The following is a 12,978-nucleotide window of genomic DNA, read 5'->3' as shown; positions in this document are numbered from 1 at the left end:
GCTCCTGCTACGCCAGCACTCGACGCACTGCTCGCAGAACCGCTTCCACTGGCGGACGCTGCAGAAACTACGGTCGATCCTGAAGAGCCTCCGCCGGAAGCAGTAACAGCTGCAGCGCCGCTGGCGGAAGGTCCGCCTGATGCTGGTAGGCCAACGTGATCCATGCAGCGCGAGTCTCCAAGCACGCGCCTCACAAAGTCACAGGATTCCCGAAAAGGCTCGGGGCGCTGGGGCGTGCGGACTGCCAACACTGCCGGAGAGACATTGGGCATGACGACGGGCGGCCGAGGTGAGGGAATGCGGTCGTCATTACTCCGTAGAGGTTCCGGTCGCCGAGACGTCGCATCCGAGGAAAGCCTGGCAGAGGAATCATTCCTTCCGCTCACACGGCTCGTGCTCTGTCCGGCCCGCGTTGTCGAACCCTGGGCCTCCCCTTGTGCATAGGCGGTCGAACCCTTGCTGTTCGCAGAGGGCGGCGCGTTGGCACGGTCGAACAAGCTATCGGATGTCGGAGAAATCGCCTTCAGGTCCAGAGGTGACGCTGTGTTCTGCGTAATTTGACTTTGACCCGGTGAAGCCTCGCGTGGCTCACCAACGGGATCGAGGGCGGGAGCCCGCAGTAGCCCAGCTGGTGCAGGCAAGCTCTGATTGGCTGGGGTTACCGCCGTAGCGTCAACGCTCGTGATAGCCCGGGACAGATCTCGGTCCCAACGTGGATTCGCGCCCCAAAACGCAAAAAATGCGGCTACGACTGCACTCGCAAAGAAGCCCGCCGCTAACAAGGCTGGAGCGGAAAACCAAATTCGTCCTCTACTTGGATCGAGTTCTCCACTGGGCGGCTCGAACGGTTCAAGAAAGATGGGTTGCCGACCCGGCAGCAAGCCGCCTAGCGCGACTCGCCTCGCAAAAGGTGCTTCTGACCGGTCCTCCGTGCGTCGCGCTTCAACGGACAAAGGCTTTGGCTGCAGTGACGCGATCTCTCCGCTCGTGCTGCAGTTGGATGCCTTTGACTCAACTGTGTTCGCACACCACTCCGAGCCGACGGGCGTGCGGGCCGGCCGGGGCGCCTCGCCGCTCAAGATCTTCCTGGCAGCGACTTCACCGAAATCCCGACGAAATGCGCGATCGATCATTTCCCACTGCTCGCCTGCGGCAGCACGACCCCCGAAGTCACGATGAAAGGCTTGCTCTACCAAATCCCATTGCGCTTGTACCGAAGAGTGCCGGCTTCCATCTGCGGGCGCATCGGGGGGCCCGCCTCCTCCTGCGTGGTTTTCGACAAACGGTTCGCGGCGCATGGTGGTTCGCTCAGCTGGAGGTCATGTGAAGGTTTCACATCTTGCTGATGGTGCCGAGTTTGCGTGTAAGGCATTAGCGCTAACGTCGTAATCTAGATGCCTGTCTAAACGATCGATCGACCCTGCAGTCAATCGCAGGTCATTCCGTAGACGCGATTGCTCAAGAACAGCGTCGGGGATCACGTGTGCGCCCTCCGTGCGCTCGACACGGAAGTGCCGGCGCAGCAGATTGCCGTGGTGCAAAATTTGGCATATATGATATATTTTATTGACGCATTCTTCGACGTCTTGCCGTCTTAGCACCCCGTATCCGCAGTTCCCAAACAGGAGCGCTCCGAATGATTCTTGGTGGACTGGCAGACGACCTCACCGGCGGCCTCGAACTTGCTGCGATGCTCGTCGCGGAAGGCGTATCGACGTTGCTTGCAACCTCGGCCAGCGCCGCCCAACCCATCGGCAACGCAGACGCAGTCGTGATCGCGCAAAAGACCCGCATCGCCCCCGCGGCCGAAGCGCGCGCGCTGTTCGAAGCCGGCGCCTCGGTCTTGCGCACGGCTGGTGCCCGCCAACTCTTCTTTAAGTACTGCGCCACTTTCGACTCCACCGACACGGGCAACATCGGGCCGTGTATCGAGGTGCTCATGGCGCAAACGGGCAGCGAGTTCACCGCGTGCTGCCCGACCTTTCCTGAATACCAGCGCGCTGTTTTCCAGGGCCATCTTTTCGTCGGTGATCGCCTGGTGAGCGAGTCGCCGAAGAAGGACGACCCGGTGACGCCGATGACCGATCCCGACCTGGTGCGGGTACTGCAACGGCAGACGACCCGACGCATCGGATTGATCAGTCACGTCGACGTGCGTGCCGGCGCAACCGCCATCGCGCAGCGCGTCGCCATGCTCCGCAGCGAAGGCATCGACTGCGCCATCGCCGATGCGGCCGACCATCAAGACCTTGCGCATTTGGCTGAAGCCACCGTGCACTGGCCGTTGATGACGGGCGGCTCGTCGCTCGCGGCGCACTACCCTGCCATGTGGCGCCAGCTCGGCTGGCTCGACAGTCGGCGCGCGCCCGATGACTTCCCGCCAGTGCGCGGCCATGGCGTCGTGCTGGTCGGTAGTTGCGCCGAACAAACGCGGCGCCAGCTCGACGTCTTCGCGCGCTCCCATCCTGTTCTTGCACTCGACTTGAAGGCGCACGTCCGCGGCGATGACGTGGTCGGCGCCGCACTGGCGTGGGCAGACGCGCGCATGTCGGACGGACCTATCGCTGTGTCGACGTCGGACACGCCGGCCAATGTCGCAATGTTGCAGGCTGAGTTTGGCGTCGCACGGCTTGCCGCATCCGCGGAAGACTTGCTCGGGCGCATCGCCAGTGGATTGCGTGCACGCGGCGCACGGCGTTTTTTGATTGCGGGTGGCGAAACTTCGGGCGCTGTGCTGGCGCATCTCGGTATCGATCGGCTGCAGGTCGGTCCGTTCGCCGGGCCATCGTTGCCGCTGGCACTGGATGTCACTTCAACTTCGACCAACTCATCGTCTGACCCGCTCGTGGTGTGCTTGAAGTCCGGCAAGCTGGCCGGCCTCGACGCATTCAAGGTGGCGCTCGACCGCATGGCAAGCGGCGGCCCAGTGGTGTCCGCTACTACTGCCGCGGAGCAACCCGCATGACAGACCGCGAGCAAATCGTCGAAGCCTATCTTCGACTCGACCAAGAAGGCCTCAACCGTGGCAGCAGCGGCAACGTCAGCGTGCGCTGCGGCAGCGACGGCTTGTTGATATCACCAACAGGCATCGATGCCGCGCGCATCGATGCTGCGAGTCTTGTCGAACTCGGGCTCGATGGCCGCGAGCGAAGCGCTGGCGTGCCGTCGAGCGAATGGCAAATGCATGCTGAGATATACCGACACTTTCCCGAGACGCACGCCGTCGTCCACACCCATTCGGACGCCTGCGTCGCACTCGCCTGTCAGCGCATGGACATCCCCGCCTTTCATTACATGGTCGCGGGTTACGGCGGCAATAGCATTCGATGCGCGCCCTACGCCACCTTCGGGTCGGCCGCGCTCGCAAGCAATGCAGTCCTGGCGCTGGAAGGTCGCACCGCCTGCTTGTTATCGAACCACGGCATGCTCAGCCGCGCAGCGAACCTCCATGCCTGTGTCACCACCGCCATCAAGCTGGAGACGCTCGCGCGCCACTACTGGATGACGCTGCAACTCGGCGCGCCCACGCTGTTGAGCGACGCGGAAATGCAGGAGGTGCACGAGCGCTACAAGGTCTACGGGCGCTCGCGGATGGCCGGCTGACAAGTGCCTGAAATGCGTTCAGCGTTTGGCTGCAGCCACCTTGCGTGCCACCCCGCTCGCCCGTGTCGGCAATGCCTGCTCGGCCTGGTTCTGCGGATACGGCACTTCACCGCGATCGATGCGTTCGAGCAGCGCGACGAACTTTCTCCCGCCTTCGATCGTGTCGGCTTTGATGGCCGCGCGCACCTTGGCCGGGTCGCGCTTCTTGAGCCCGTCGATGATGGCCAGATGCTGATGCTCGCCGTCGTAAGTGGGTGCCGCATCGGGGTACTGCAGGTTGAGCATCGGGCCGTTGCGCAGCCAGATGCCTTCGATCAGCGCAAGCAGTTCAGGCATTGCCGCGGCCGCATAGACCGCGTGATGAAACTGCCAGTTCACGCGCACGGCAGCGGGCCAGTCGTGGTCGTCCTGTGCCTTGATCAACGCCTTGTGCAGGTCCTGGATTTCGCGCAGTTGCGCGGGCGTGACGTTGCGCGCCGCGGCTTCGCCGGCCATGCCTTCGAGCTTGAGGCGGATGGCGCGCAGCTCAAGGTATTGCGCCAACGTGAGCGGCGCGGCGCAGATCGATCGGCCCGCGTCCATGTCGAGCACGCGCTCGCGCACCAGCTGCATCAGGGCCTCGCGGCATGGCGTTTCGGAAACGTTCATCGCGACCGCGAGGTCACGAATCTTGAAGCGATAGCCGGGCCAGAATCGGCCTTCCATCAGGCCGGCGCGGAGTTCGTCGTAGACCTGGGTCGTGAGGCTTTCACGTCCGATCGAGCGGACGTGAGGCTGAGGCGACGCGAGTCCGGCAGAAGCTCTTCCCATGGCAGGCGTTCCATTATTTTGAGTATTTGACAGGGATATATCATGCAACAAGCCGCACCCGGCACGCTTCGAATTCAAGGTTTGACAGCACCGGCCGAGGTCTGGCGAGACGCGTGGTTTATCCCGCACATTCGCGCCGGCAGCAGCCGCGATGCGTTCTTCGTGCAAGGCTACGTGCACGCACAAGACCGCCTTTGGCAAATGGATGCGACGCGTCTGAAGATGGCCGGTCGCTGGGCCGAATGGGCCGGCCCTTCTGCCGTGGCGGCCGATGCATTGGCGCGACGACTCGGCGGCAGCCGAGCCTCGCAAGCCGACTACGCCGCACTCGGCTCCGATGCACGCGCCATGCTCGACGCCTACGCCGCAGGCGTGAACGCATACCTCGCCGAAGGTCATCCGCTGCCGATGGAATACAGCCTGCTCGGGGCCGCGCCTGAACAGTGGGAACCGTGGCACAGCATCGCGGTGATGCGCTACCGCGGTTTCCTGATGGGCTCGGTGTGGTTCAAGCTGTGGCGCGCGGCGGCACTCGGCGCTATCGGCCCCGACGACATCGCCAAGCTGCGCTACGACGATGGCGATGAGAATGGCCATGGCGACCTTCTCTGCATCCCGCCCGGCGCCGAAGCCGCGCGCTGGATCGCCAGCCTGCAAGACCTCGCACCCGCTATCGAGGCGCTCGCTGAGCTCGGTGCATCGGATGCGACTGGCGGCGGCAGCAACAACTGGGTGGTCGGGCCATCGCGCACCGCCTCCGGCCGGCCGCTACTGGCAGGCGACCCACACCGTCAATTCGAGATGCCTGGCATGTACGTGCAAACGCATCTGGCTTGCGATGAGTTCGACGTCATCGGCCTCACCGTGCCGGGCGTGCCGGGCTACCCGCACTTTGCCCACAACGGCCGCGTGGCCTGGTGCGTGACCCACGCCTTCGCCGACATACACGATCTCTTCGTCGAGCAGTTCGAGGACGGCGGTGCGCACTATCGGTACAAGGACGAGTGGTTCGACAGCACCGTGCGCAATGAGGTCATCACGGTTCGAGGCGCCGAGCCCGTGACCATCGATATCGTCGAGACCCGACATGGGCCGATCGTTGCCGGGTCGGCGGCGAATGGCAGCGCCATCGCACTGCGGTCGGTTCAATTCGCCCTCTCCGACCGATCCTTCGACTGCCTGCCGCGCATGCTCAAGGCCGAGACGGTCGATGCACTCTTCGAGTCGACACGCGGCTGGGGCCTGATCGATCACAACCTGGTCGCAGCCGATGTCGATGGCCGCATCGGTCACCTGGTGCGCGCCGTGGTGCCGCACCGCCCGCGCCTCAACGGCTGGCTGCCCGTGCCGGGCTGGACCGGCGACTACGATTGGAAAGGCGAGATCCCCTGGGACGACATGCCCAAAACGTTCGACCCGCCACGCGGCTACCTCGCCACCGCAAACAACCGCTTCGTTGCGGAGCAACCGGGGGACCGCCACTACTTCTGCACGGACTGCCACCCCTCTTATCGCGCCCGCCGGCTAGAGACACGACTCGCCGCTTTGCCTTCAGCAACGGTCGACGACATGGCCGCGATGCACGGCGACGTGCTCAGTTTGACCGCGCCCCTGTTCCAGCAACGACTGCGCGACTTGCCGCCACAACCCGCAGAGGCCGGCCGGATGCAGGCTTTGATCGTCGACTGGGACGCACGCATGACGGCGGACTCGGTCGCGGCCGCGGCCTATGCGGCGATGCGTTGGCAACTGGCGGGCGTGCTGCTCGAGCGCTCGGGATTGAATGCGACCAAGAGCGATCCGTTCACCCAAGTGCCGCCCGGCGTTGTGCCGGTCAATCAGCTCTGGTGGACGCTGCCGAACCTTCTTCGCACCGACGACCGTTCGCTGCTCGGTGGCACGCAGTGGTCAGACGCTTTCGCAGAAGCGCTGGCTCGCGCAGCACGGATTTTCGATGGTCGCCCCTGGGGCGAACACCACACGGCAGCGCTGTCTCATCCGCTCGCCGCGCAGTTCCCGGAGGCCGCTGCGCAGCTGAATCCGCCCGGCGCGCAAGTCGGCGGCGACAACGACACGGTGATGGCCAACGGCAGCCTGTCGACCGGAGGGTTGAAGGCGCTCTACGGGGCGGTCGCACGCTATGTGTTCGACGTCGGCGCTTGGGAAAACTCGAAGTGGATCGTGTTTGGCGGCGTCTCAGGTCAACCCGAAAGCCCGCACTACACCGACCAGCACGCGGCGTGGTCGCAATGCAAGATGGTGCCGATGCACTACGACTGGGATGTGATCGCAGCGGCCTCGACCCGCACCGCGATGGTTCCGGCAGACTGAAGCAAAGCTCCGGCGCAATCCTCTTGCGCTCCACCGGATATATCATATAACCTGCGGGCTATCTCTTCAGGAGCATGACCTTGAGCGACGCACCCGACCCGGCAGCCCCAACGCCTGACTCTTCCACTCCACCGAAGCGAGTCAACTCCTTCGGTCAGCGCGCAAACGGAGACCGACGCAGCATCCGTGCAATCAACATGGGGCAGCCGAGCATCGGTCCGATGTACGCGGACAGCGGGTGGTCCGATCGGCGCTGGTACGACGGCCCGCGCGAAGATCCGTCGTGGCCCGAGGTGCACACGTACACCGATGCGATTTCGTACGATCCGGGCGACACGGTCACGTTCCACAGCAGTACCTATGCACCGGTCTGGATGCTCGAAGTGGTGCTCGATGGACTGGAACCGCAAACCGTCTTCAAGCAGGACGACTTGCCCGGCGTATTCCATGCCGCCCCTAAAGACGCCTACAAGGCCGGGTGCCGATGGCCCGAAAGCCTGCGCTGGACCATTCCAGCGGACGCCCGCTCCGGCTTCTACAAGATCATCTCGACCTGCATCCGGCCCGACGGCGGACGCTACGTGCAGCATCATTTCTTTGTCGTGCGCCCGACCGAAAAAACGCAGACCGCCAAGTTGCTGATGATCTTGCCGACGTCGACATGGATGGCCTACAACGACTGGGGCGGCGCCAGCAGCTACATCGGTGTCGATGGCGCCGACCAGAATTCGGCGTCGCCGGAATTGAGCCTGCTGCGGCCCTGGACGCGCGGCATGGTGTGGTTGCCGGAAGGCGCACCGCGCATCTGCGCCGAGCCGGTTCCTGACCCGCTGACTGCCCCGCGCTATCACCCGAAAGACTGGGCCTGGAGCTACGGCTACGGGTACTTCTTTGCAGCGTCCGGATGGGCGCAGTACGACCGCCACTTCGTGACCTGGGCCGAGCGCGAAGGCATCGCCTTCGACATGATCACGCAGACCGACCTGCACTACCGGCCCGAGATCCTGGACCGCTACAAGGTGGTGGTCATCGTCGGTCACGACGAATACTGGACGCATGACATGCGTACGCGCATCGACCGCTTCGTCGACGAAGGCGGCTCGCTCGCGCGCTTCGGCGGCAATTTCATGTGGCAGGTTCGGCTCGAAGACAACGGCACGCGCCAGGTTTGCTACAAGGCCCGCTACGCCGAAGACCCTGTGTACGGCACCGACAAGCAACACCTTTTGACCTGCGCATGGGAGAGCAAGGTGGTGAACTGGCCGGGCGCGACGACGGTTGGCGTCAACGGGCTGCAAGGCATCTACGCCTCATGGGGCGGCTTCGCACCGCGCGGCTCCAAGGGCTTTACCGTGTACCGGGAAGACCACTGGGTTTTCGAAGGCACGCAATTGGGTTACGGCGACATCTTCGGTGCGTCTGCCAACATCTTTTCGTACGAGGTCGATGGGCTCGACTACACCTTTCGCTACGGCCTGCCCTACCCGACCGGCGAAGACGGTGCGCCGGCGAGTGTCTCCATCCTGGCGATGTCACCGGCCCTGAAGGTCGAATCGATGTTCGCCGAGGAGGGCTACCGCTATTACCTCGGCGAAAGCGACATGCGGGGCGCGTCGATGTCGCTCTATGGCGATCAATCAGAAGAATCGTTGGCCAAGGCCCGATACGGTTCGGGCATGCTGGTGCACATGCCGCGGGGCAAAGGCGAGGTCGTCACCGCAGGCACTTGCGAATGGATCATGGGACTGAAGCGCAACGAGTTCTTCACGAGCAAGATCACCCGCAACGTGCTGAAGCGCTTCACCGACAAAACCTGAACTGCGTTGGCACGTCGCTTGCAGGTGATGGCGCTTGGCCGATATATCATATAAATTGACTCTCTCTCTTCACCTAAGGAGCAGGCATGTCCGTTCGCACGATCTTCAAGAAGTTGGTGACTGTCGCGGCCATTGCCGCACTCTTTGCAGCTGCGGCGAACATGCCGGTCCACGCACAGAAAAAGGGTGGCCAATTGCGCTATGCCTATGTGTCGGGGCCGGGCACGCTCGACCCTTATGTGTCGAGCAGCGCGGTCGAGCTGGAGGTGATTCACCACCTGTACGACTCGCTCATCACCGTCGGTGAAAACTACGAGACGCGACCGATGATCGCGTCGAGCTACACCATTGCAGACGACGCCAAGACCTTCACCTTCAAGATCCGCAAGGGCGTGAAGTTTCATGACGGCAGCGTCCTGACCTCTGCCGATGTGCTCGCCTCTTTCGAGCGCTATCGCAAGATCAGCCCCAACGCGGTGATCTTCAGCGACGTGGCCAGCGCGACAGCGCCCGACCCCGAAACGTTCATCGTCAAACTCAACAAGACCAACTCGGTCTTCGTCGACATCCTGAAGAGCCCGGTGTATCCGTTCGTCATCTTGCCGGCCTCGCAAAAAGACAAGCCGGCGCGGGGTGCCGACGTGATCGGCAGCGGCCCGTTCAAGTTGGGCGAGTGGACCAAGGACAGCCACCTGGTACTCGAACGCTTCGATGGCTACACCGCCAACGAAAGCTACAAGGGCATCGACGGCTATGCCGGCAGGCGCATCGCTTACGTGGACTCGGTGCGCTACCGATTCATCCCAGAAGCCAATGCCCGTGTCGCCGCCTTGCAGGCCGGCGACGTCGATGTCGCAGCCAGCATCCCGCCCGAACTCGCCAAGCGATTTGCCAGCGACCCGGACATCCAGACGCAGACGGTGTTCCCGTATTGCATGCAGGTCTTCATCGTCAACAGCTCGCAAGGGCCGACGGCCAATCCGAAGATCCGCCAGGCCATCAACGCAGTGGTCGATGTCGAAGAAATCTCGACCGCGACCGGCCAGATCGCCAAGATGAACCACTCGCTGGTGTACCCGTTCAGCCCGTACTACCAGGGCGACAAGATGAAGGTCTACTACGACCAGAAAAGCCCGGACAAAGCCAAGAAGCTGCTGGCCGAAGCCGGCTACAAGAACGAGCCGATCACGCTGCAAACGACGTCGAACTACCCCAACTTCCGCACCTCGATCCTCGTGTTGTCGGAGTTGATGAAGGCGGCCGGCATGAACGTCAACGTCGACGTGGTCGACTGGACTACCAATGCCAGCAACATGCAGCGCGGCACCGGGACATGGAACGTGTCGACCACCAGCTTTTGCTCGAACCCATTGCTCGGTCCGCAGCAGTGGCGCACGATGTTCTACACCTTCCCGCAGGTGAAGAACGACGCTGTCCTCGATGCCGCTTACGAAAAGTTCTACACCTCGCTGGACGCTGGCAAACGCAAGGAAGCATGGGACGTCATCGAGAAGCAGGTGCTCGAACAGGCCTACATGATCAAGATCGTCGACATGGGCACGATCAACGCCTTCAACAAGAAGAAGGTCGATAACTTCGCGAGCTTCTATCTGCCGCGCTTCTGGAACGTCAGCCTGAAGTAACGGTGGCGCGCAACGTCATCTTCCGGCTGCTGCAGGCGATTCCGGTCATCGTCCTGGTCGCGATACTCGCGTTCGTCTTGATGCACATGCTGCCGGGCGACCCAGCGGTGGTCATGGCCGGCCCGGACGCATCGCCCGAAGCCATCGACAAGCTGCGTCATCAGCTCGGACTCGATCGTCCGATCTGGGAGCAGCTCATCGCCTGGCTGGGCAATCTGGCACGCGGCGATTTCGGGCAGTCGCTGATGCTGAACCAGGGCGTGTTCAGCGCGGTGATCGCCCGGCTGCCTGTGACGGTGTCGCTCGCGCTGCTGGCCTTTGCCATCACGGTGCCGGTCGGCATCGCGCTCGGCATCATCGCGGCCTACTACCGCAACACCTGGATCGATTCGGCCGTGATGGGCGTCGCGCTCATCGGCGTGTCGATCCCCAGCTTCTGGATCGCGATCATCTCGGTCATCGTCTTTTCGGTGGAGTTGCGCTGGCTGCCCTCTTCCGGCTATGCGCCGCTGTCGCAAGGCTTCGGCCCGTGGCTGCGATCGATGGTGCAACCGGCCGCCATCCTCGCCCTCTTCCAGATCGGCTACCTCGCGCGCATGACGCGCTCCAGCATGCTCGACGTGCTCGACCAGGACTACATCCGCACCGCGCGCGCCAAGGGTCTGAACGAGTGGGTGACTATCGGCAAACATGCCTTTCGCAACTCCCTGATGTCGGTGGTCACGGTGAGCGGCATCATCCTGTCGCTGCTCATCGGCGGCTCGGTCGTCATCGAGCAGGTGTTCGCGCTGCCCGGTATCGGGCGGCTGGTGGTGCAAGGGATCATGGCGCGCGACTACCCACTGATCCAGGGAACGATGCTGTTGCTTGGCTTCGCCTTCGTGCTCGTCAATGTCTGTGTCGACCTGGCCTACACGCTGGTCGACCCGCGGGTGCGCTATGACTGAGGCGGCGGTGCTGTCGAAATCAAATGGCAACGCACAGCCGGCAAGCGCGGCGCAGTTGCTCGCGCCCCGGCGAAAGCTGCGGCTGGTTCGCAAGCTCTTCAAGCACCGCTCGTTCGTGATCGGCTTGGTCATCATCACGCTGTTGGTGCTGGCCGCGATCTTCGGTCCGATGCTCACCGGTCTCGACCCGACTGCGATGCGCATGCGCAACCGCTTCAAGCCGCCATCGAGCACGATGCTCTTCGGTGCCGACATGTTCGGCCGCGACATGCTGACCCGCGTGCTGCAAGGCGCGCGGCTGTCGCTGTTCATCGGGCTTTCGGTGGCGCTGGCGTCGGGCATCGTCGGCGCCTTCATCGGCATCGCTGCCGGCTACTTCCGCCGCCTCGATTCGCCGCTGATGCGATTCATGGATGCGCTGCTCGCGTTCCCCGCCATCCTCCTTGCCATCGGCATCAGCGCAGCGCTCGGTCCGCAGACCACCAGCGTCATCGTCGCGCTGACCGTGGCTTACATACCGCGCACGGCACGCATCACGCGCGCCTCGACGTTGGTGATCCGCGAGATGGAATACGTCGAAGCGGCACGCCTGTCGGGAGCCGGCCATCTGCGCATGATCTTCCGGCACATCCTGCCCAACTGCATGGGGCCGCTGGTCGTTCAGCTGACCTTCGTTTTTGCTTACGCCATCCTAGCCGAAGCCGCACTCAGCTTTCTCGGCATCGGCCCGCCGCCGCCGGCGCCGAGTTGGGGAAACATCATCGCGGAAGGCCGTGACTATTCAATAGAGGCCTGGTGGATCATGTTGTTTCCGGGCTTGGCCATCAGCCTTGCTGCGCTGGGCATGAACCTGCTGGGCGATGGTCTGCGCGACGTGCTCGACCCGCGGCTGAAAGTGGAGGCCTGAGGTGGTGCCGGAACCGATGGGGCAACCCGAATCACCCGTGCTCGCAGTCAACAACCTGACCGTGGAGTTCCGCGGTGACGATGGCTGGGTCTCCGCCATTCGCGACGTGAGCTTCAGCATCGGCCGGCGCGAGTGCCTTGGCATCGTCGGCGAATCGGGCAGCGGCAAGAGCGTCAGTGCGCTGTCGATCTTGCGGCTGCACGCGCGTGCGACGAGCCGGATCTCTAGCGGCACCATCGTCTTCAACGATCGCGATCTCCTCAAGCTGCCCGAGCCACAGATGCGGCGCATCCGCGGTGCCGAGATCGCGATGATCTTTCAGGACCCGATGTCGTCGCTGAACCCCGTATTGACCATCGCCGACCAGATCATCGAGCCGCTGCGTCTGCATCAGGGGCTGACCGCAGCCGCGGCGCGAAAGCGGGCGATCGAGCTGCTGGGGCTGGTGCGCATTCCGGATGCAGCCCGGCGCATCGACGACTACCCGCACCGTCTCTCTGGCGGGATGCGCCAGCGCGTCGTCATCGCCATCGCCATCGCTTGCCAACCCAAGGTTTTGATAGCAGACGAGCCAACCACCGCACTCGACGTCACGATCCAGTCTCAGATCCTTCAGCTGCTTAAAGAGCTGCAGTCGGAGCTCGACATGTCGGTGGTCCTCATCACGCATGACCTCGGGGTGATTGCGCAGTTCGCGGATCGCGTGGTGGTGATGTACGCCGGCCAGGTGATCGAGTCGGCGCCGGTTCTGGAACTTTTCGGCAAGCCGCTGCATCCCTACACGGACGGCCTGCTGGCTGCCATTCCACGGCTGGATGGCGAGCCCGGCCGGTTGAAGTCGATTGCCGGCAGCATCCCCGATCCTTCAGTGCACATTCCGGGCTGCCGCTTCAGCCTGCGCTGTCCTGAGGCGCTGCCCG

At 63.4% G+C, this 12,978-nt stretch carries 9 protein-coding genes; 8 read left to right on the top strand and 1 reads right to left on the bottom strand.

All coding sequences use genetic code 11. From position 1 onward, the window contains the following. Nucleotides 1-1,636 precede the first annotated feature (1,636 nt). Both otnK and QN397_RS25465 read left to right on the top strand, forming a co-directional pair. Nucleotides 1,637-2,965: a 3-oxo-tetronate kinase gene (gene otnK, locus QN397_RS25470; protein ID WP_323502356.1), complete on the top strand. Its 1,329-nt coding sequence runs from the start codon at nt 1,637-1,639 to the stop codon at nt 2,963-2,965. Beyond that, a complete protein-coding gene (locus QN397_RS25465) occupies nt 2,962-3,603 on the top strand; it encodes a class II aldolase/adducin family protein (RefSeq protein WP_323502355.1) in 642 nt (213 codons plus the stop codon). The genes otnK and QN397_RS25465 overlap by 4 nt, the downstream gene beginning before the upstream one ends. An 18-nt stretch (nt 3,604-3,621) precedes the next feature. Here the strand turns inward: QN397_RS25465 and QN397_RS25460 are convergent, their stop codons facing one another. Then, complete coding sequence (locus QN397_RS25460; protein ID WP_323499480.1) at nt 3,622-4,413, bottom strand: GntR family transcriptional regulator; 792 nt, start codon at nt 4,411-4,413, stop codon at nt 3,622-3,624. A gap of 42 nt (nt 4,414-4,455) precedes the next feature. Between QN397_RS25460 and QN397_RS25455 the strand changes: the two genes are divergently transcribed. From QN397_RS25455 to QN397_RS25430, 6 genes are all read left to right on the top strand, one after another. Next, nucleotides 4,456-6,744: a penicillin acylase family protein gene (locus QN397_RS25455; protein ID WP_323502353.1), complete on the top strand. Its 2,289-nt coding sequence runs from the start codon at nt 4,456-4,458 to the stop codon at nt 6,742-6,744. Between the two features lie 80 nt (nt 6,745-6,824). Next, nucleotides 6,825-8,561: a N,N-dimethylformamidase beta subunit family domain-containing protein gene (locus QN397_RS25450; RefSeq protein ID WP_323502351.1), complete on the top strand. Its 1,737-nt coding sequence runs from the start codon at nt 6,825-6,827 to the stop codon at nt 8,559-8,561. A gap of 86 nt (nt 8,562-8,647) precedes the next feature. Continuing rightward, a complete protein-coding gene (locus QN397_RS25445) occupies nt 8,648-10,204 on the top strand; it encodes an ABC transporter substrate-binding protein (protein ID WP_323502350.1) in 1,557 nt (518 codons plus the stop codon). Between the two features lie 2 nt (nt 10,205-10,206). Continuing rightward, on the top strand, nt 10,207-11,151 hold the full coding sequence (locus QN397_RS25440) for an ABC transporter permease (RefSeq protein ID WP_323499476.1): 945 nt from the start codon (nt 10,207-10,209) through the stop codon (nt 11,149-11,151). Further along, nucleotides 11,144-12,058, top strand: a complete 915-nt coding sequence (locus tag QN397_RS25435) for an ABC transporter permease (RefSeq protein WP_323502349.1) — start codon at nt 11,144-11,146, stop codon at nt 12,056-12,058. Before QN397_RS25440 ends, QN397_RS25435 begins: the two co-directional genes overlap by 8 nt. Nucleotide 12,059: 1 nt before the next feature. Next, a partial coding sequence (locus QN397_RS25430) for an ABC transporter ATP-binding protein (protein ID WP_323502348.1) occupies nt 12,060-12,978 on the top strand: 919 nt, incomplete at its 3' end.

Origin of the sequence: Variovorax sp. RTB1 (assembly GCF_035018765.1) — a bacterium.
In the GTDB taxonomy this organism is placed as follows: Bacteria; Pseudomonadota; Gammaproteobacteria; order Burkholderiales; family Burkholderiaceae_C; genus Variovorax.
This window is presented reverse-complemented; position numbering and strand designations above follow the sequence as displayed.

Bases quoted from the DNA above. Each gene is read 5' to 3' on its own strand.
- QN397_RS25445 (WP_323502350.1), top strand. From the start codon at position 8,648: ATGTCCGTTCGCACGATCTTCAAGAAGTTGGTGACTGTCGCGGCCATT.
- QN397_RS25435 (WP_323502349.1), top strand. From the start codon at position 11,144: ATGACTGAGGCGGCGGTGCTGTCGAAATCAAATGGCAACGCACAGCCG.
- QN397_RS25460 (WP_323499480.1), bottom strand. From the start codon at position 4,413: ATGGGAAGAGCTTCTGCCGGACTCGCGTCGCCTCAGCCTCACGTCCGC.
- QN397_RS25455 (WP_323502353.1), top strand. From the start codon at position 4,456: ATGCAACAAGCCGCACCCGGCACGCTTCGAATTCAAGGTTTGACAGCA.
- otnK (WP_323502356.1), top strand. From the start codon at position 1,637: ATGATTCTTGGTGGACTGGCAGACGACCTCACCGGCGGCCTCGAACTT.
- QN397_RS25465 (WP_323502355.1), top strand. From the start codon at position 2,962: ATGACAGACCGCGAGCAAATCGTCGAAGCCTATCTTCGACTCGACCAA.